General features: G+C 62.5%; 12 protein-coding genes. 7 read left to right on the forward strand and 5 right to left on the reverse strand.

Annotated elements, in window-relative coordinates; genetic code table 11:
• Positions 1–106: 106 nt before the first annotated feature.
• Positions 107–7231: a retention module-containing protein gene (locus AD665_RS17010; protein ID WP_053192907.1), complete on the reverse strand. Its 7125-nt coding sequence runs from the start codon at positions 7229–7231 to the stop codon at positions 107–109.
• Between the two features lie 452 nt (positions 7232–7683).
• Here AD665_RS17010 and AD665_RS17015 point away from each other — a divergent pair, with 452 nt between their 5' ends.
• From AD665_RS17015 to AD665_RS17025, 3 genes are all read left to right on the forward strand, one after another.
• A complete protein-coding gene (locus AD665_RS17015) occupies positions 7684–9042 on the forward strand; it encodes a TolC family outer membrane protein (protein WP_024779106.1) in 1359 nt (452 codons plus the stop codon).
• A gap of 19 nt (positions 9043–9061) precedes the next feature.
• Positions 9062–11221 (forward strand): type I secretion system permease/ATPase, encoded by a 2160-nt coding sequence (locus AD665_RS17020; RefSeq protein ID WP_024779105.1) that lies wholly within the window; start codon positions 9062–9064, stop codon positions 11219–11221.
• A 92-nt stretch (positions 11222–11313) separates the two neighbouring features.
• Complete coding sequence (locus AD665_RS17025) at positions 11314–12678, forward strand: HlyD family type I secretion periplasmic adaptor subunit (protein WP_024779104.1); 1365 nt, start codon at positions 11314–11316, stop codon at positions 12676–12678.
• A gap of 116 nt (positions 12679–12794) precedes the next feature.
• Here AD665_RS17025 and AD665_RS17030 read toward each other — a convergent pair whose 3' ends face one another.
• On the reverse strand, positions 12795–13388 hold the full coding sequence (locus AD665_RS17030; RefSeq protein ID WP_024779103.1) for a tRNA-uridine aminocarboxypropyltransferase: 594 nt from the start codon (positions 13386–13388) through the stop codon (positions 12795–12797).
• 7 nt (positions 13389–13395) lie between these two features.
• Complete coding sequence (locus AD665_RS17035) at positions 13396–14289, reverse strand: LysR family transcriptional regulator (RefSeq protein ID WP_024779102.1); 894 nt, start codon at positions 14287–14289, stop codon at positions 13396–13398.
• Between the two features lie 229 nt (positions 14290–14518).
• Between AD665_RS17035 and speB the strand changes: the two genes are divergently transcribed.
• The 4 genes from speB (at position 14519) to AD665_RS17055 (ending at position 19013) form a co-directional block, all read left to right on the forward strand.
• Complete coding sequence (speB, locus tag AD665_RS17040) at positions 14519–15469, forward strand: agmatinase (protein ID WP_024779101.1); 951 nt, start codon at positions 14519–14521, stop codon at positions 15467–15469.
• A 9-nt stretch (positions 15470–15478) separates the two neighbouring features.
• The gene (locus tag AD665_RS17045) at positions 15479–15886 is read left to right on the forward strand and encodes a YybH family protein (protein WP_024779100.1); all 408 of its coding nucleotides are present in this window, start codon (positions 15479–15481) and stop codon (positions 15884–15886) included.
• Between the two features lie 49 nt (positions 15887–15935).
• Positions 15936–17486, forward strand: a complete 1551-nt coding sequence (locus AD665_RS17050) for a purine-cytosine permease family protein (protein WP_231995067.1) — start codon at positions 15936–15938, stop codon at positions 17484–17486.
• Between the two features lie 138 nt (positions 17487–17624).
• Positions 17625–19013, forward strand: coding sequence for a sodium:solute symporter family protein (locus AD665_RS17055; RefSeq protein ID WP_024779098.1), 1389 nt, complete (start codon positions 17625–17627; stop codon positions 19011–19013).
• 228 nt (positions 19014–19241) lie between these two features.
• On the opposite strand, the gene AD665_RS28050 is transcribed toward AD665_RS17055, so the two are convergent.
• Together AD665_RS28050 and ptrR are read right to left on the reverse strand one after the other, a co-directional pair.
• A complete protein-coding gene (locus AD665_RS28050; protein ID WP_282958520.1) occupies positions 19242–19355 on the reverse strand; it encodes a PA1414 family protein in 114 nt (37 codons plus the stop codon).
• A gap of 139 nt (positions 19356–19494) precedes the next feature.
• Positions 19495–20388 (reverse strand): putrescine utilization regulator PtrR, encoded by an 894-nt coding sequence (gene ptrR / locus AD665_RS17060; RefSeq protein WP_024779097.1) that lies wholly within the window; start codon positions 20386–20388, stop codon positions 19495–19497.
• Positions 20389–20414: the final 26 nt, after the last annotated feature.

Here is a 20414-nt window from a genome sequence, read left to right on the forward strand (position 1 = left end):
GAACTGAACGCCGGATAACGTCAGTTCGCCTCGGTCGCCATCACATCCTGTGGTGAGGGAATTTGCTCTCGCAGGGTTCACACCAAACGCCACAGTACGACTTACCTCATACCGTATCCACCTTCAACGAATGATCATTCAACATCCCGTTGATGATGGTCGCCGTGTCCGCCCCGCCCGCAATCATCCCCCCTGCGCCCGGTGTCACGCCGTAGTGGTTGGCGAGATCGACGCCGGCCAGGTCGATGGTCTGGTTCGGCGTCGCGCCGGCGGTGGCGCTGACGTCGATGCTGGTAATGACCGATGCGCCGCTGCCGGTGACGGTGAAGTGCAGGTAGTCGTCCAGGGAGGCGCTGGTGCCGTTCTCTCCCAGCAGCAGTTGTGACAGGTCAAGTTTATCGAGACCGGGGGTGAAGTCGGTGATCACGTCATGGCCGCTATTACCTGTCATCCACTGGAAGGTATCGGCGCCGCTGCCGCCAGTGAGGGTGTTGTTGCCCAAGCCGCCGATCAGGATGTCATCGCCGCCACCGCCATTGAGCACGTCATGACCCAGTCCGCCGTCGATGCGGTTGTTGGCCCCGTCGCCGGTGAGGGTGTCGTTGAAGTTCGAACCGACGAGGTTTTCGATACCGCCCAGGGTGTCGGTACCGGCGCCTAGCGTGTTTTGCGCGGCGAGCAGGCCCAGGTTCACCGTGACACCGGCGGTGGCATGGGCGTAGCTGGCGGTGTCGTTGCCGGTGCCGCCATCGAGCAGGTCATTGCCGGCGCCGCTGTAGAGCAAGTCATTGCCCGCTCCGCCGTGCAAGGTGTTGTTACCCGAGCCGGCACTGAGGATGTCGTTGCCGTCTCCGCCGTTGAGGAGGTTGTCGCCATTGCCGGCCAACAACACGTCGTCTCCCGTAGTGCCGGTCAGGGTATGGCCGGACTGGTAGCTGATGCTCACCGCCGCACTGTCGCTGCCGCCGTGGTTATCGCTGGCGGTGTAGCTGCCGTGGTAATCCGGCGTGCTGTCCTGGGCGCCGGCATAGTTGACGGTCAGGGTCAGTTGGTAGTTTTCCGCGGCGTTGGCGTTGCCGCCACCAGGGTTGGGGATGTTGGTGACGTGGATCTGGTAGTTGCCGTCCGCCGCTGCGGTGAACGAAGCCCCATCGTTGATCGCGATGAACGGTCCGCCATTGAGGGAGTATTCCATGGCGATATGGCCGGCCGACAGATTATGGTCCAGCGTCAGGGTTTCGCCCTGTTTGAGACTGATGTTGAGGCGGTCCTCATCGTTGGTATTGTTGTTGGACACCATCCCCAGTGCACCGCTGACCACCAGCACCGCGGTCATGGCGGCAGCGTTGGCGACAAAGGTACTGCGGTCGAGGTTGATCGACTGCACGTTGTTGCCAGTGAAGCTGACCGTGCCGGTGCTGCCGGTAAAGTCCGCGCCTTTGCCGACCCAACCGGTGTTGAAGCTGGTGGGTGACGCGGTCAGCGGATCGCCATTGGCGTCGCTGTCATTGCCCAGCAACAGTTCCCCCGGTACCACGATATTGCCCGACAGCACGTTGGTGATGACGTTGTCGTCCATCGCCACGGGTGGACTGTTGGGCACGACGTTGATCACCAGGCTGGAGCTTGCCAGGTCACCATCATTGTCGCTGACGGTGTAGACGATGTTTTCGCTGATCACCGTGCTGGTGGTGGTCTGGGAGGTGTAGCTGTACTCGCCGCTGTCGAGGTTGATCACCAGCGTACCGTTGTGGGCAGTGGCGATGCTCACGGTGTTGTTCAGGCTGTTGAACGTGCCATGGTCGGCCCCGCCACTGGCCGTCAATGCACCCTGGCCACCGTTGGCGGCCGGGTCATAGCTGTATGTGGTGCCGTCGACCACCAGGCTTTTGACATACCCGCCGTCGGCACCGAATGTACCGCCCTCGCCCAACAGGCTGCCGGTGACCGGCACACCTTGCACAGTGCCGGACAATACCGAATTGAGCTGGTTGAGATCGGTCACCACCACGGCGTCGGTGTTGGTATGGGTGCTGCCATCGTAGGCCAGCGGGTCGAGGTTGGCATTGCTGACGCCGCTGCCCAGACCGATGGCGTAGTTCTTGATGCCGTTGGCGTCGAGGAAGGCCTTCCAGGCGGCTTCATCGGCCGCACCGGTTTCCTGCCCCGACGTCGGCTTGCCGTCGGAAAAGAAATAACCGATGTTCTGCGCCCCGGTCAGTTGTCCGGAGGTGACGAACGCGGTCTTGGCCGTCGCCACTGCCGCATCGTAGTTGGTCCCGCCGCCAGCCGTCAGGCTGGTGAGCAGTGTCTTGGCGGTGGCCACATCGACCCACACTGAAGTCTGGTCAGTGGCACTGCTACTGAAGGTCACCAGCTGAACCTTCACGTCTCCCAGGTCATCGTATTTATCGAGCAAGGCGCTGATGGCCTGCTTCGCCAGGTCCAGCCGCGAAAGCCCCGGTACGCCGGAATCATCGGCCATGCTGCCGGACACATCGAGCACGATCAGCAGGTTCGAATCGATCTCCACCGCCGTCACCGAACGTTCGGATGCAACAGCGGTGGGCACATCGTCGACGATACTCACCACCAGGCTGCCGGTGACGTGGTTGCCCAGGGAGTCCGTGGCCTGATAGGTGAAGCTTTCGCTCAAGACGTTCGGGCCGTCATTGGTGTGTGGAGTCGTCGTGGCGGGCGAGGTCAGGGTGTAGGTGTAGGAGCCGTCAGGATGGAGCAGCAGTTGACCATAAGCCCCTGTGGCGTTGCCCACCAAGGTGAAGGTCACCGCGCCAGTGGCGCCCGACACCGAACCGACAAGGCTGCCGCTGGCCGTTTCGCCGGTGCCGCTCGGGTCGCTGCCGGTGACCGTGCCGGGGGCCAGGTCCTGGCCGTCTTGATGCAGGTCGAGGGCTTTTTCGTAGACGGTAATGTCGTGGTCGGTTTCGGCGACAAGACAGCTGTCGTGCACATCGATGGTGATGGTGGTGGTGCTTTCATCCCCATCGCCATCGCGCACGGTGTAGGTGAACACGTCCGTGGCGCCGGATGCGCCGACGGCGTCCGGGTTGCTGTGGTAGACCGCATTGCCACTGGCATCCAGGGTCAGGTAGCCATAGGTACCGTTGATCTGGGTGTTGAGGCCGCCAACCGCCGAGGTTGAAGTATCGCTGCCAACCCGTACGCCGATGACGGTACCGCCGTCGGCGCCGAGCACATCGTTGTCCAGCACATTGCCGCTGACCGTCCCGCCCTCCACTACTGCGGCGGTATCGCAATAAGCCTTGGGCACATCGTCGACGATGTTGATGACGATGGTGCTGGTGACGGTGTTGCCCAGGGAGTCCGTGGCTTGATAGGTGAAACTTTCACTCGTCACGTTCGGACCGTCGTTGGCACTGGGCGCTGTCGTGGCAGGCGAGGTCAGCGTGTAGGTGTAGGAACCGTCCGGGTTGAGCAGCAACTGCCCATGGGCGCCGGTGGCGTCGCTCACCAGGGCGAAGGTCACGGCGCCAACAGCACCGGTCACCGCCCCCACGAGACTGCCGGTGGCGGTTTCGTTGGTGGCACTCGGATCACTGCCGGTGACGGTGCCGGGGGCCAGGTCCTGGCCGTCCTGATTCAGGTCGAGGGCTTTTTCGTGGACGCTGATGTCCTGATCCGGTGTGGCGACAAGGCAGACGTCGTGCACGTCGATGGTGATGGTGGTCGTACTTTCATCGCCATCGGAATCACGCACGGTGTAGGTGAACACGTCCGTGGCGCCGGGTGCGCTGACGGTGTCCGGATTGCTGTGGTAGACCGCATTGCCATTGGCATCCAGGGTCAGGTAACCGTAGGTACCGTTGATCTGAGTGTTGAGGCCGCCAATCGCCGGAGTCGAGGTGTCGTCACCGGCGCGTACGCCGATCACCGCGCCACTGGCAGCGGGCCCATCGGCACCGCCCACGTCGTTGTCCAGGACATTGCCGCTGACCGTCCCGCCTTCATTCACCGAGGCGGAATCGGCGTGGGCGGTGGGCAGGTCGTCAACGATGTTCACATCGAGATTGCCGGTCGCCGTGGTGCCGTTGTCATCCGTGGCGACGACAGTGAACTGCTCGCTGAGGCTATTGGCACCGTTGGCGTTGGGATGGGCTTCGTTGTCCAGCAAGGTGTAGCTGTAGCTGACCACCCCTGTGGCTGCGTTGAAGCCAGTGACGGTCAGGGTGTTGCCCAGCGCCGTTGTGATGGACTGTGGAAAACCTGCCACCACCCCGCCGCTGACGACGGTGATACCGCCGACGCTCAAGGTCTGCACGCCATCCAGCGCGGTCACGGTGAAGGTGCCGCTCTGGGTCAGGGCCGGCGCATCCGGGTTCGTGCCGTCGCTGAGGTTTTTCTCCTGCACCGTCAGCTCGCCGCCCTCGGTGTCCAGGCCGGTGATGATCACCGGATCGTCGTTGTTGTGCACTTGCAGCACCAGGTTCGCAGTGCTGGTGTCACCGTCCGCATCGGTCAGGGTGTAGGTGAAGGTTTCGGTACCGTTGCCGCCACCGTGCAGACCTTTGAAATCCGTGTCGGCAGGGTTGAGGGTGTAGGTGTAGGAACCGTCGGCGTTGAGCACCAGGGTGCCGTAGGTGCCGTAGGTGCCGGTGAACGTGCCCGGTGTGATGGGCCCCGAAGCGACATGGTCTGCGCCTTCGGTGTCATTGGTCAGGACGCTGCCGGTCAGGGTCAGGTTGGTTTCCGACGCAGTACCGGCGTTGCTGTCGTCCACGGCGTGAGGCAGGTCATCGACGATGTTCACATCGAGATTGCCGGTCGCCGTGGTGCCGTTGTCATCCGTGGCGACGACAGTGAACTGCTCGCTGAGGCTATTGGCACCGTTGGCGTTGGGATGGGCTTCGTTGTCCAGCAAGGTGTAGCTGTAGCTGACCACCCCTGTGGCTGCGTTGAAGCCAGTGACGGTCAGGGTGTTGCCCAGCGCCGTTGTGATGGACTGTGGAAAACCTGCCGCCACCCCGCTGCTGACGACGGTGATGCCGCCGACGCTCAAGCTTTGTACACCGTCCAGCGCGGTCACGGTGAAGGTGCCGCTTTGGGTCAGCGCTGATGTATCAGGACTGCTGCCATCGCTGAGGTTTTTCTCCTGCACCGTCAACTCGCCGCCGTCGGTGTCCAGGCCGCTGATGATCACCGGATCGTCGTTGTTGTGTATTTGCAGCACCAGGTTCGCAGTGCTGGTATCACCGTCCGCATCGGTCAGGGTGTAGGTGAAGGTCTCAGTGCCGTCGCCGCCACCGTGCAGACCTTTGAAATCCGTGTCGGCGGGGTTGAGGGTGTAGGTGTAGGAACCATCGGCGTTGAGCACCAGGGTGCCGTAGGTGCCGGTGAACGTGCCCGGTGTGATGGGCCCCGAAGCGACATGGTCTGCGCCTTCGGTGTCATTGGTCAGGACGCTGCCGGTCAGGGTCAGGTTGGTTTCCGACGCAGTACCGGCGTTGCTGTCGTCCACGGCGTGAGGCAGGTCATCGACGATGTTCACATCGAGATTGCCGGTCGCCGTGGTGCCGTTGTCATCCGTGGCGACGACAGTGAACTGCTCGCTGAGGCTATTGGCACCGTTGGCGTTTGGATGGGCTTCGTTGTCCAGCAAGGTGTAGCTGTAGCTGACCACCCCTGTGACTGCGTTGAAGCCAGTGACGGTCAGGGTGTTGCCCAATGCCGTTGTGATGGACTGTGGAAAACCTGCCGCCACCCCGCTGCTGACGACGGTGATACCGCCGACGCTCAAGGTCTGCACGCCGTCCAGCGCGGTCACGGTGAAGGTGCCGCTCTGGGTCAGGGCCGACGCATCCGGGCTCGTGCCGTCGCTGAGGTTTTTCTCCTGCACCGTCAGCTCGCCGCCCTCGGTGTCCAGGCCGGTGATGATCACCGGATCGTCGTTGTTGTGCACTTGCAGCACCAGGTTCGCAGTGCTGGTGTCACCGTCCGCATCGGTCAGGGTGTAGGTGAAGGTTTCGGTACCGCTTCCTCCACCATGCAGCGCCACGAATTGCGGGTCGCTGGTGTCCAGGGTGTAGGTGTACGTTCCGTTAGGGTTGAGCACCAGGGTGCCGTAGGTGCCGGTGAACGTCCCGCCGATGATCGGCCCGCTGTCGGGGCCGGTGGGAATGCGGTCAGCGCCCTGGTGATCGTTGGGCAACACGTTGCCGGTGAGCGTGACCAAGGTTTCCGATGCGGTGCTGGCGTTGTTGTCGTCGACCGCCTGGGGCACGTCGTCGGTGATATTGACGTCCAGGGTGCCGCTGGCGCTGTCGCCGTCGCTGTCCACGGCCACGACCGGGAACTGTTCGGTGAGGGTATTGGCACCTTCGCCAGCAGGATGGGTTTCGTTGTCGAGAAGGGTGTAGGTATAGCTGATCACTCCGGTGGCGGGATTGTAACCAGTGATGGTCAGGGTATTGCCCAGTGCGGTGGTGATGGCCTGAGGAAAACCTGCAGGGACGCCGCCGACGATCACGCCGATACCGCCGATGCTCAGGCTGCTCAACCCGTCAGGCGCGTTGACGGTGAACGTGCCGCTTTGTACCAATGCGCCCGGATTGCTGGCTGAACCATCGGGCAGGTTGGCCTCGTTGGCGGTCAGTTCGCCTCCTTCCACGCTCAGGCCGTCGAGGGTCACCGGATTGTCCGGAGGTTCAGGGGTCACCGGTGGCACGGTTTGATTGTTGCCGTTCTCATCGCCAGCCAGACGGACCAGTGGAAACTCGGGAATCCCGTTGAACCCGGCCGTAGGGAAGCCTATCTGCGGTGCGACCGCGCCGCCCACCTCCTCCAGCAGGACAAAACTATGCCCCCCACCCAAAGCACCGGGCGCATTACCAGCACCGGGGCCAGCGGCCGTGGCTTCTCCAGTCTGGGTCGGGTCGGCACCGGCAGCGATGGCTTGCTGCAGTTTCTGCACATCGGTCAGTTGCCCGGCCGTCGGCGTCGCCACTTCAGGCGCGTCGACATGAGGGGCCTGGTGGGCCAGCAGTTGTGGGGTGAGGGTCAGGTTGCTTTCACGACCCAGGGTCAGGTCCTGGCCGTTCTCAAGGTGTACGGCCACTGCCCCTTCGGCACCGGTGATCAGGTGATCGCCGGCATACAGCCGATCCCCTTCGACCAAAGGCCGCCGCTGGCCCGCGGCAGTCTCTGCGAAAACCTGCCCCACAATTTTGCTGACGGTACCGATGAGCGCTGCCATGTGCATTCCTCCGTTGCCAACCGCGGTCGGCACCTGTTTGGGTGAAGAATCCGTGCTCAGAGGCAGTCAGGAAATCTGGAAAATTTGCCAGCTTCCACAGGCTTCAGAAGCGCTAGCCATCCGCCACAATGACAAAAAACCGTCGCTTTAAAAGCCTGCTCGCCCTGCCCTGTTTGCATCTCTTCATGTTGGTTTCAAAGTTCCAAGGGAACTTTTATTTGACGTCCAAAAGCCGTCAGAGCCCGCAATTTCAAAGGATTCGCCTTTGAACAATGTGCCGCTTTTTTCCGTGTACATAAGTTTTTTTCGGCATAAGTCTTATGAGAAATTCTTCTTAGGTTTCCCGCAGGATGTTCTTAGCTGTGTTGTTACAAGGTTGAAACGGTTTTGATCTTAAATACGTCAATATTCTGGCGACACAGAAGCACAACAGATCTCAGGAGATGCACCCCATGCGCGTTTTATCCCCTCTTTGCAGCGCGGTTTTGCTGGCGATAGCCTGCTCTTCTTCTGCGCAGGCGATGTCGCTGACCGAAGCGATCCAGAGCACCATCGCGACTCACCCTGAATTGGCGCAACGGGTGGACAGCCGTCTGTCGGCCAATGAAGACGTCAAGGTCGCCAGGGGGGGCTTCTTTCCGTCGGTGGATTTGAATGCCGGCTACGGCCGTGGCTATAGCGACAACCCCAACACCCGCGCCCAAGGCAATCACAACACCAACACCCTGAACTACACCCAGTCGGAGCTGCGCCTGCGGCAGATGCTCTTTGACGGGTTCAACACCAGCAATGAGGTGGAACGCACCAAGGGCGTGGTCAATTCCCGGGCCTATTATGCACAAGGCACCGCTCAGGACCTGGCCCTGCGCACCATCGAGGTCTACCTCGAAGTGCTCAAGCGTCGCGAACTGGTGACCCTGGCCAAGAACAACCTGCAGGCGCATCTGCGGGTCAACGACCAGATCGGCCTGCGCACCCAGCGCGGAGTAGGCAGCGCGGCTGACTCCGATCAGTCCAATGCCCGTCGGGCGCTGGCGGAAAACAACTACGACACAGCCCAGGTCGACTTGGCCGACGCCGAGGCGAACTTCTACAGCGTGGTCGGGCGCATGCCCGATGAGCTGGAAACACCGCCGTCGACCAAAGGTGAAATTCCCGCCGACCTGCGCGAAGCCCAGCAGAGCATGGTGGAAAACCACCCCTACCTGAAATCGGCCCAGGCTGACGTGCAGTCCGCCGAGAGCCAATATGAAGTGGCCAAGTCGCCGTTCTACCCCCGTTTCGACGCCGAAGCTGCGGTGGGCGCCAATAACAACATCGGTGGCGAAGAAGGCCATGACAACAACTGGCGGGTCGGTGTGGTGATGAACTACAACCTGTTCCGCGGCGGTAGCGACAAGGCAAGGTTGGCATCCGACGCGCACCAGATCGACCAGGCCATGGACATCCGCAACAACGCCCTGCGCCAGCTCAACGAAGATACGCGCCTGGCCTGGAACGCGATGCTCAACGCTCGCAAACAGACCCCCACCGCCCGGGAATACGCCGACACCACCGCCCGGGTGCGCGCCGCCTACCAGGATCAGTTCGGCCTCGGCCAGCGGACCCTGCTCGACCTGCTCGACAGCGAAAACGAGCTGTACAACGCCAACCGTCGCTACACCGAAGTGCGCTACACCGAGGAATACTCGATGTACCGGGTGCTGGCGAACATGGGCCTGTTGTTGAGCAAACAACGGATCGTGCTGCCGGCCGATGCCATCGCCCAGACCGAAGTCAAGAGCGAAGCACGGCTGCCCGAATTGAAGTAGCCCACTGGGAGCGATCAATGTGACCAGCATGGAACCCGCTATCCCCGGCGCCGACCCGCGCCTGAGCTTCGATGACCCTCTGCTGGATGGTCTGTTGATCCTCTGCAAACTCCATGGCGCGGCGGTCAGTCGCGCCAGCCTCAGCGCCGGGCTTCCAATGGCGCACCAACGGCTGAGCCTGGACCTGCTGCCTCGTGCAGCGGCCCGGGCCGGTTTGCAGGCCCGTGTGCTGCGCCGTGGCCTTGCCGAGATTTCCCCCCTCAATCTACCAGTGATGCTGATCCTGGCCGGTGGTCGTTGCGCGGTATTGCGACGCTGGCACGAGAACGGCCAGGCATTGATCCTGCCGTGCGAAGCCGATGGCGGTGAGCAATGGGTCAGCCGCGAGGAACTGACTGCCGATTACAGTGGCCAGGCGCTGTTTGCCCGGCCACGCCATGAACTCGAAGACTTGCGTTCGCCCCTGGTGCCACGGGTCGAAGCCTGGTTTCGCGACACCTTGAAGCTGTCGCGCTGGCTGTATAGCGACGCGATCCTGGCGAGTCTGCTCATCAACCTGCTGGGGTTGATGGTGCCGCTGTTCGTCATGCAGACCTATGACCGCGTGGTGCCGAACCAGGCCACGTCCACCCTGTGGGTATTGGCCGTAGGGCTGTTGATTGGCACCGGCTTCGAACTGGTGCTGCGAGTGGTGCGCGCCCACCTGCTGGACAGCGCCGGCAAGAAAACCGACGTGATTCTCTCTGCCACCCTGTTCGAGCGCATCACCGGCATGGCGATGAAGGCCCGGCCGGTGACCATCGGCGGGTTCGCCCAGAGCATCCATGACTTCCAGGGCCTGCGGGAATTTCTCACCGCCGTGACCCTCACCAGCTTGATCGACCTGCCCTTTGCCGTGCTGATGCTGTTGGTGATCGGTTTGCTGGGGGGCTGGCTGGTGGTCATTCCAGTGGTGGCGTTCCCGATCACGATCATCTTCGCGATGATCATCCAGGTGCGCCTGCGAGACACCGTACAGAAGAGCCTGGCCCTGGGTGCCCAGCGCCAGGCCTTGCTGATCGAAACCCTCGGCGGTCTGGAAACCCTCAAGGCCTGCAGCGCGGAAAGCGAGCGCCAGCATCAATGGGAAAGCACCCATGGTGCCCTCACTCGCCTGGACAGCCACGCACGCAACCTCTCGGCGCTGGCGACCAACGGCACCCTGTTCCTGCAACAACTGGCCGGCATGACCACCATCGTCGCCGGGGTCTACAGCATCATCGCCGGCAACCTCAGCGTCGGCGCGCTGGTGGCGTCCTATATGCTGGGCAGCCGGGTCCTGGCGCCATTGGGGCAGATCGCCGGGCTGATCACCCGTTACCAGCAGGCCCAACTCACCATGCGCAGCACCGACGCCCTGATGGCGTTACCCCAGGAACGCGATGCCAAGCAGCGGCCGCTGGACCGCACCCAATTGCAGGGGGCACTGGAGGTCCAAGGCGTAACGTTCCACTACAACGACCAGAGCACACCGGCACTGTCGAACGCGAGCTTTCATCTCACGGCCGGTGAGCGGGTCGGAATCATCGGTCGCAGCGGCTCGGGCAAAAGCACCCTGGCGCGTCTGCTGATGGGATTTTACGAACCGCAAGAGGGCCAACTGCTCCTCGACGGCCTGGACCTGCGGCAACTGGATGTCGCCGACCTGCGCCAGCAGATCGGCTATGTCGCCCATGACCTGCCGCTGCTGGCCGGTAGCCTGCGCGACAACCTGACCCTCGGGGCCCGCTACATCAGCGATGCACGCATGCTCGAAGTGGCGGAATTGACCGGCGTCAGCGAACTGGCCCGCCAGCATCCCCAGGGCTTCGACCGCCCGGTGGGCGAGCGCGGCCAACTGCTCTCCGGCGGCCAGCGCCAGGCCGTGCTGCTGGCCCGGGCCCTGCTGCTCGATCCACCGATCCTGCTGTTGGACGAACCCACCAGCGCCATGGACAACAGCAGCGAAGACACCTTGCGACAAAAGCTCCACACCCACATCCAGGGCAAGACCTTGCTATTGGTCACCCACCGCACCTCGATGCTGAGCCTGGTGGATCGCCTGGTGGTGCTGGACAACGGCCGGATCGTCGCGGATGGGCCGAAAGAAGTGGTGATCGATGCGCTGCGCAAGGGGCGGGTGGGTTCCGGAACGGCCTAGCAAGCACCACCGAATCTTTGTGGCGAGGGGATTTATCCCCTCGCCACAAAAGCCGTGCCCAGCATTACTTCACTTAACCGACGGGTATCCCCATGTCTGCCCAAACATCCGATCAAGCCGCCCGAAGCTACTTCGGCAGTTTCAGCAAAAGTGCCGAAAGCGAGTTCATGCCGGAAACCGCCGGTGCGGCGCTGCAGGATTCACCCCGCCGATCCCGCGTCACCGTGTGGCTGGCCGCCGGGCTGATCGTTACTGCACTGGTCTGGGCGAAATTGGCGATCCTGCAAGAGGTCACCACCGGCGAGGGCAAGGCCATTCCCTCGAGCAAAGTCCAGGTGATCCAGAACCTGGAGGGCGGCATCGTCACTGAGATTTTCGTCCGCGAAGGCCAGATGGTGAACAAGGGCGACACCCTGCTGCGCCTGGACGATACGCGGTATCGGTCGAACAAGGGCGAGAGCGAGGCTGATCGCTATGCGTTGATGGCGCAGGTCCAGCGGCTGTCGGCGGAGGCTGAGGGGCGGCCGTTTCAGGTATCGGCCGAAGTGACCGCCAACGCTCCGCAAGTGGCCGAAGACGAGCGCGCGCTGTATGAGCAACGGCAACGATTGCTGGCCAGCGAACAACGGACCCTGACCGAGCAACTGCGGCAGAAGACTCAGGAGCTGGCGGAGTTTCGTTCCAAGCAAGGCCAGTTCAGTTCCAGCCTGGCCCTGCTGCAAGAGGAAATGAACATGTCCGCGCCGCTGGTGAGCACCGGCGCGGTATCACCGGTGGAAATCCTGCGGCTCAAGCGCAGTGCGGTGGAGATCCGCGGCTCGCTCAACGCCACCACCCTGGCGATTCCCCGGGCCGAATCGGCAATCAACGAAATCAAGAGCAAGATCGACGAATCGGAGCAAACCTTCCGTTCCGACGCGGCCAAGGAGCTCAACGAGAAACGCACGGATCTGTCGAAGATCACCGCCTCGAGCATCGCCATCGACGACCGTGTGACCCGCACCACCGTGGTTTCACCGGTGCATGGGGTGATCAAGCAGCTCAAGGTCAACACCATCGGTGGCGTGGTGCAGCCGGGCAGCGACATGCTGGAAATCGTGCCCATGGAGGACAACCTGCTGATCGAAGCCAAGGTGCGCCCGCAAGACGTGGCCTTCCTGCATCCGGGCCAGAAAGCCATGGTCAAGTTCAGCGCTTACGACTACACGATCTATGGCGGGCTGAGCGCCCGGCTCGAACTGATCGGCGCCGACACCATCACCGACGACAAGGGCAACAGCTTCTACCTGATCCAGGTGCGTACCGATAAGAATCATCTGGGCGGCGACACCAAGCCACTGCTGATCATCCCGGGGATGGTCGCGACGGTGGACATTATTACCGGGGAAAAAAGTGTGCTGGATTACTTGCTCAAGCCGGTGTTGAAGGCACGGACCGAGGCGATGCGCGAGCGGTAATGGCCTGATCGTTCCCATGCTCTGCGTGGGCACGCATCCTGTGACGCTCCGCGTCACGCTTGGGAGGACGCTGAGCGTCCCTGGCGGCATTCCCACGCGGAGCGTGGGAACGATCATCAGTGGGTGTGGTTACGCTGGTAAGTCTCCTCCCCCATGGCCGCGATCTGTCCCTCGATCAACGCCTCGAACGGTCTGAGCAACGGCTCGAAACTCATCGGCGCTTCCAGTACCTGCAACGCCTGGACAATCGCCTCCACCGTCGACAACGCGCCCGGCCCCGGTGCCTTGCGCAAGCGGTAACGAGATATCCCGCCTTCGACCAGCGTCACCCTCGGCAACGCCGCCAGCAAAGGATTGAGGTGCAGCAACTTGCGCGCCTTGCGCCAAGTGCCGTCTGGCACAACCAATAGCAGCGGATCATCGGACGGTCCATAGGCCTGCATCGGCTGCGCATCTTCACCGGGAAACAGCAGGCAGGCCCGATAACACGGTCGATTGAGCAACGCAGGCAGATGCTCGAACACTTCGCCCACGATCAACTCGGCATTGTTGAGCCCCAGCGCCGCCAGCCGGGCGGTGTTCAAGGCGTGGTTCACTTCGCTGGGATGTTGCAGTAACAGGACCCGGGTACGGCTGTCGAGGCTGGGTATCAGCGGGCACAAGCAGTGGCTTTGCGGCCTGTGGCAGCGCGGGCAGTGGATTCTGGACATCGTCACCTCAGGCCTGGTGGAGCTGCGCTTTAAGCAGATCGCGGAAAGTCTGGATCAACGGCTCGCGGCTGCGGCCCCGGCGCATGATCATCGAAAACGGCGCCTGGTAGCCGAACGTGGCCGGCAGCAGCACCCGCAAGTCGCCCTTGTCGACCCAGGCCTGGGCGTAGTGCTCGGGCAGGTAACCGATGTAGGCGCCGGACAGGACCAGGATCAGCTGCGCCTCCATGCTCTCCACCGTCGCGGCGCTGTGCTTGAAGCCGTGGCGGGCCAGCTCGGCCTGGCTCCAGTAACCGCGTCCGACCATGCGCTGCTGGGTGATGAGTTGTTCGGGGATACGCCGTTCGTTGAACAGCGGGTGGCGGTTGCTGCAGTACAACCAGTGCTGCTCGCGGTACAGCGGCATGTAGACCAACCCGCTCATGCGCGTGGAAAACGCACCGATGGCCAGGTCCAGGCGGTTGTCCTGCACGCCAAGTTGCAGTTCGTAAGGACTCATGACCGACAAGTGCAGGTGCACGGCTGGATGCTCCAGGCTGTAGGCGCCGATGGCCTCGGCGAACGGCAGGGCCTTGTCACTGACGGTGGAGTCGATCACCCCCAGGTTCAACGTGCCACGCAGCTCGCCCTTCAGGGCGGCGGCGTACTGCTCGAAACCTTCGAGCTCGCCCAACAGGCGCAGGGTTTCCTGATGGAACAGCTCGCCTTTGCTGGTCAGGCTGAACCCGCCCCGACCGCGATGACACAGCACCAGGCCCAGGGCCGACTCAAGCTGGCTCATGTAAGTGCTGATGGCCGATGTAGAGAGATTGAGTTCGTGCTGGGCATTGGCGAATCCCTGGTGCCGGACCACGCTGACGAAAATGCGCAGCAGTTTCAGGTCGGGTAGAGCGTTGGTCATTGGGGGTTCTCCATACCGGCGTTCACTGCAAAACCTTGTGGCGAGGGGATAAATCCCCTCGCCACAGGGTATCCATCAGGGCCAGCCTTGCTGGACTGGAGTCTATCGCCCCGCTCCGCATTAGTTTAGAAAAATCTGAACTAAGTATTTGCCCCCAGCGATTCTTCGCGGCCACGGCTTTTCGCAGAATCGGCCCCTGATAACTAAAACAAACGATGAGGCCCTACCCGTGGACAAGATTCTTCACCAACCACTGGGCGGCAACGAAATGCCGCGCTTCGGCGGCATCGCCACCATGATGCGACTTCCCCATGTACCGACTGCCGCCGGCCTGGACGCTGCCTTCGTCGGCGTGCCGCTGGACATTGGCACCTCCCTGCGCGCCGGCACCCGCTTCGGGCCCCGGGAGATCCGCGCCGAATCCGTGATGATCCGCCCCTACAACATGGCCACCGGGGCCGCGCCGTTCGACTCGCTGTCGGTGGCCGACATCGGCGACGTGGCGATCAACACCTTCAACCTGCTGGACGCGGTACGGATCATTGAGGAGTCGTACCACAAGATCCTCGAACACAACGTCATCCCGTTGACCCTGGGCGGCGATCACACCATCACCCTGCCGATCCTGCGGGCCATCCACAAGAAGCACGGCAAGGTCGGTCTGGTGCATATCGACGCTCACGCCGATGTGAACGACCACATGTTCGGCGAGAAAATCGCCCATGGCACCACCTTCCGCCGCGCCGTCGAAGAAGGCTTGCTCGATTGCGACCGCGTGGTGCAGATCGGCCTGCGGGCCCAGGGCTATACCGCCGATGACTTCAACTGGAGCCGCCGCCAGGGTTTCCGCGTGGTCCAGGCCGAAGAGTGCTGGCACCATTCCCTGGCACCGCTGATGGCCGAAGTCCGGGAGAAAGTCGGCGGCGGCCCGGTGTACCTGAGCTTCGACATCGACGGCATCGATCCAGCCTGGGCCCCCGGTACCGGCACCCCGGAAATCGGTGGCCTGACCACCATCCAGGCCATCGAAATCGTGCGCGGCTGCCAGGGCCTCGACCTGGTCGGTTGCGATCTGGTGGAAGTCTCGCCACCGTACGACACCACCGGCAACACCTCGCTGCTGGGCGCCAACCTGCTGTACGAGATGCTCTGCGTACTGCCCGGCGTGGCCCATCGCTGAGGCGTCGTCATGAACGAACAGGATCAAGTACTCAGGGCCGCCGCGGAGCTGGTGTCGGCTTTCGCTCGCAACGATCGTGACGCCTACTTCGACGCGTTCACCGTTGACGCGAGCTTCGTGTTCCACACCCTCGAACAGCCCCTGCTGTCTCGCGATGCCTACCAGGTGTTGTGGGACCGCTGGCGGTCCGAGGAGGGTTTCGAGGTGCTCTCGTGCACCTCGAGCAACGCCTTCGTCAGCCTGCAAGGGGACGTGGCGGTTTTCATCCATGACGTGGCCACCGAGCTGCGCATGCTAGGGGAGCTTCACTTTAGCCAGGAGCGCGAGACCATTGTGTTTCGCCAAGAACAACAAGGCCTATGGCTGGCCTGTCACGAACATTTGTCCGCAATGCCGGAAGGGCTGCCAATCCCTTAGCAACAGGTGACGCCCGCACACGACGGGCGCGCCTTTATGATCGGAGCAGATCATGCATAACAATAACGACAACAGCCTTACGCAAATCGAAACCAACGGAGTCGAACAGATTCCGGACCACCAACGAACCGCCGGCCCGGGGGACCTGTTTCGCCTGATCTTCGGCGGAGCCAATACCTTCGCCACCGCCGTGCTCGGCAGTTTCCCGGTGCTGTTCGGCCTGTCGTTCCAGGCCGGGGTCTGGGCGATTGTGCTGGGCGTGCTGGTGGGTTCGATCATCCTCGCCCCCATGGGTCTGTTTGGTCCGCTCAACGGCACCAACAACGCCGTGTCTTCCGGTGCGCACTTCGGCGTACATGGGCGGATCGTCGGTTCGTTCCTGTCGCTGCTGACCGCCATCGCGTTCTTCTCGCTGTCTGTCTGGAGTTCCGGGGATGCGCTGATCGGCGGCGCCAAACGCCTGGTCGGCGTGCCGGAAACCGACCTGAGCCTGGGTTTGGCCTACGGCCTGTTCGCCCTGCTGGTGCTGACGGTGTGCATCTATGGCTTCCGCTTCATGCTATGGGTCAATCGTATCGCCGTGTGGGCCGCCAGCCTGCTGTTCCTGCTGGGCATCTTCGCCTTCGCGCCGACCTTTGACAGCCAGTTCGCCGGTACGGTCAGCCTCGGCCAGCCGGGTTTCTGGGCAGCGTTCATCGGTGCGGCGCTGGTAGCCATGAGCAACCCGATTTCCTTCGGCGCATTCCTCGGTGACTGGTCGCGCTATATTCCGCGCCACACGCCCAAGCGTCGCATCATGGCAGCGGTGATCGCCGCGCAACTGGCGACGCTGATTCCGTTCCTGTTCGGCCTCGCCACCGCCACCATCGTGGCGATCAAGGCACCGGACTACATCGCGGCGAACAACTACGTGGGCGGGCTGCTGGCCGTGTCACCGACCTGGTTCTTCCTGCCGGTATGCCTGATTGCGGTGATCGGCGGCATGTCCACCGGCACCACGTCGCTGTACGGCACCGGGTTGGACATGTCCAGCGTGTTTCCTCGCGTGCTGTCACGGGTCAAGGCGACGCTGTTGATCGGCGTGCTGTCGATTGCCTTCATCTTTATCGGACGCTTCGCGGCGAACCTGGTGCAAAGCGTGTCGACCTTCGCCGTGCTGATCATCACCTGCACCACCCCGTGGATGGTGATCATGATCATTGGCCTGCTGGTGCGACGCGGCTTCTACTGCCCGGATGACCTGCAAGTGTTCACCCGGGGCGAAACCGGCGGCCGCTACTGGTTCAGCCACGGTTGGAACTGGCGTGGCCTGGGGGCCTGGATCCCCAGCGCGCTGGTCGGGCTGTGCTTCGTCAACCTGCCGGGGCAGTTCGTCGGCCCGCTGGGCGAACTGGCCGGCGGCATCGACATCAGCCTGCCGGTAACGCTGGGCCTGGCTTCGGTGGTGTACCTGGTGTTGCTCGGGATGTTCCCGGAACCGAAGGCGGTGTATGGGCCGGATGATCCGCGTAACAAGAACCAGCCGAGCGCTGACCCTGTGGCGAGGGGATTCATCCCCGCTGGAGCGCGCAGCGGTCCCAACCCTGACCCCTCGGTGTAACAGACAGATCAAGTTGACTGCCTTTGGGGCCGCTCCGCAGCCCAGCGGGGCGGTGCGACGGGTCGCTGAATCCCCTCGCCACAAAGGCAGCACACGCCCCGACTTCACTATAAAAAAGACAATCGGAGACACGCCATCATGGCTTTGGATTTAATCGTCGTTCTCATCTACGCCACCGGCATGATCGCCCTCGGCTGGTACGGCATGCGCCGCGCCAAGACCCGTGACGACTACCTGGTCGCCGGGCGCAACCTCGGCCCGGGCTTTTATCTGGGCACCATGGCCGCCACAGTGCTGGGTGGCGCGTCCACCATCGGCACCGTGCGCCTGGGTTATGTCCATGGGATTTCCGGGTTCTGGCTGTGCGGCGCCATCGGCCTGGGGATCGTCGGCCTGAGCCTGTTCCTGGCCAAGCCGTTGCTCAAGCTGAAGATCTACACCGTTACCCAGGTATTGGAGCGTCGCTACAACCCGGCCGCACGCCACGCCAGTGCGTTGATCATGCTGGTTTACGCACTGATGATCGGTGCCACCTCGACCATCGCCATTGGCACCGTCATGCAGGTGCTATTCGGCCTGCCCTTCTGGGCTTCCATCCTGGTGGGCGGCGGTGTGGTGGTGCTGTATTCCACCATCGGCGGCATGTGGTCGCTGACCCTCACCGACATCGTGCAGTTCCTGATCATGACCGTCGGCCTGGTGTTCCTGCTGATGCCGATGTCCATCATGGACGCCGGCGGCTGGGATGCGATGGTGGCGAAACTGCCGGCCAGCTATTTCGATTTCACCGCGATTGGCTGGGACACCATCATCACTTACTTCTTGATCTACTTCTTCGGCATCTTCATCGGCCAGGACATCTGGCAGCGGGTGTTTACCGCTCGCAGCGAAGGCGTGGCAAAAGTGGCCGGCACCGCAGCGGGCCTGTACTGCGTCCTGTATGGCTTGGCCGGGGCGCTGATCGGCATGGCGGCCAAGGTGTTGCTGCCAGACCTTGCCAACGTCAACAACGCCTTCGCCAGCATCGTCCAGACCAGCCTGCCCAGTGGCATTCGCGGGCTGGTGGTCGCCGCCGCACTGGCAGCGCTGATGTCCACCGCCGCGGCGGGCCTGCTCGCGGCCTCGACCACCGTGGTCCAGGATCTGCTGCCCCGTCTGCGCCAAGGCCGCGAAAACACCGGCGGCGACGCCCATGAAAACCGCATCGCGACGCTGTTGATGGGGGTGGTTGTGTTAGGCATCGCCCTGGTGGTCAGCGACGTGATCAGTGCCCTGACCCTGGCCTACAACCTGTTGGTGGGCGGCATGCTGATCCCGCTGATCGGCGCCATCTACTGGAAACGCGCCACTACGGCGGGGGCGATCACCAGTATGTCGCTGGGCTTCCTGACGGCGCTGTTCTTCATGCTCAAGGATGGCCTGGACGCCAACACGCCGATTTACTACAGCCTGGGCGTGGCGCTGGTGAGCTTTGTGGTGGTCAGTCTGTTGTCGCCACGCTCGAACGTGGTGGCGAAGATGGTTTGATCTACAACTGAGAAAAGTTTTCTTCTAAGGTGTGGTGTCGGTGACCACACCTTTTTTATTTGCTTAAGGCAAAAATAGAAATAGACGCAGTTGTGGCGAGGGGATTTATCCCCGCTGGGCCGCGGAGCGGCCCTCGCATCAGGATTATTCCAACATGACAGACGAATGGAGTGGGTTTGTTTGGGGTCTGCTTCGCAGCCCAGCGGGGATAAATCCCCTCGCCACAGGTTAGCGGCGGCGTTGCTCGTCATCGGTGCGAATCGGTATCGGCTGCATGGGCGGTTCGATCAGCCCGAGCGCGACACCCAAGTCGTGAAGCCAGTTCTGGATTTTCTCTTTCATCGTGGTGCCCCCTCAGGGTCGTGCGAGCGGCAGATTTCTGTGGCCCCTTCGCGTTGATAATAGTCCGATGTGCTGCGCAATGCTCGTCTCTGTTTGCAATGATCTGTTACTGAATTGATCCAAATCCCACGCCCGTAGTTCAAGCCGATTGGGCCGTTGCCACGGGCATCCGTGGCCAGGCCTGTTGCTGCAACTCGATCCAGGCGTTCAGGTTGGCTCCGACCATGCCTTTGCGCCACATCAGCCAGGTCGTGGCGCTGGCAAACGGCTCGGCCAGTGGGTGCACTGCCACCCGCTCGCGACCCGGCATGCTGGTCAGCATCGACTCGGACAACAACGCCACTCCGGACCCGGCTATCACGCACGCCAGCATCCCCTGGTATGACTCGATCTCCATCGCTCGCCCCATGGTTGCATGATCATGGGCAAACCAGGCTTCCAGGCGCATGCGGTACGAACAGCCCCGGCGAAAGGTAAACACCGAGCGGCCCTGGACATCCAGCGCACTGCGCACCGGCGGATGATCGGCCTCGGTAATCACCACCAATCGCTCGTCGCACAACGGCACGCCGTCCAGTCCCGCCAGCTCCAGCGGGCCATCCACCAGCGCCGCATCGAGCCGCCCGGTGAGCAAGCCCTCGAGCAATTCGCCGCTGGGCCCGGACTGTACTTGCAGATTCACCGCCGGATACGCCCGGTGATAACCGGCCAGCAGGTCCGGCAGATGAATCGCCGCTGTGCTGTACATGGTGCCCAGCACAAACTCCCCGGCCGGTTGCCCACCCTGCACGGCCGCATGGGCTTCGTCATGCAAGGCAAAGAGCTTGGCCGCATAGTCCAACAGGACTTTTCCCGCAGGCGATAGCTGCAAGCGCTGACGCTCCCGCAGGAAAAGATCCACACCCAATTGCTCTTCGAGCTGCTTGAGCCGGGTCGACAGATTCGACGGTACCCGGTGCAGGCGCTCGGCGGCGCGGGTGATGGACCCTTCCTCGGCCACCGCCTGGAAAATCCGCAACTGGCTGAACTCCACGACATTCTCCAAAAAGGAACAAGTTA

The sequence above is a fragment of the Pseudomonas corrugata genome (genome assembly GCF_001269905.1).
GTDB lineage: Bacteria > Pseudomonadota > Gammaproteobacteria > Pseudomonadales > Pseudomonadaceae > Aquipseudomonas > Aquipseudomonas corrugata.

What these genes read in the sequence shown, in the direction of transcription:
- AD665_RS17025 (WP_024779104.1), top strand. Translation starts at nt 11,314, where the DNA reads ATGTCTGCCCAAACATCCGATCAAGCCGCCCGAAGCTACTTCGGCAGT.
- AD665_RS17010 (WP_053192907.1), bottom strand. Translation starts at nt 7,231, where the DNA reads ATGGCAGCGCTCATCGGTACCGTCAGCAAAATTGTGGGGCAGGTTTTC.
- AD665_RS17015 (WP_024779106.1), top strand. Translation starts at nt 7,684, where the DNA reads ATGCGCGTTTTATCCCCTCTTTGCAGCGCGGTTTTGCTGGCGATAGCC.
- AD665_RS17045 (WP_024779100.1), top strand. Translation starts at nt 15,479, where the DNA reads ATGAACGAACAGGATCAAGTACTCAGGGCCGCCGCGGAGCTGGTGTCG.
- AD665_RS17030 (WP_024779103.1), bottom strand. Translation starts at nt 13,388, where the DNA reads ATGTCCAGAATCCACTGCCCGCGCTGCCACAGGCCGCAAAGCCACTGC.
- AD665_RS17055 (WP_024779098.1), top strand. Translation starts at nt 17,625, where the DNA reads ATGGCTTTGGATTTAATCGTCGTTCTCATCTACGCCACCGGCATGATC.
- AD665_RS17035 (WP_024779102.1), bottom strand. Translation starts at nt 14,289, where the DNA reads ATGACCAACGCTCTACCCGACCTGAAACTGCTGCGCATTTTCGTCAGC.
- AD665_RS28050 (WP_282958520.1), bottom strand. Translation starts at nt 19,355, where the DNA reads ATGAAAGAGAAAATCCAGAACTGGCTTCACGACTTGGGTGTCGCGCTC.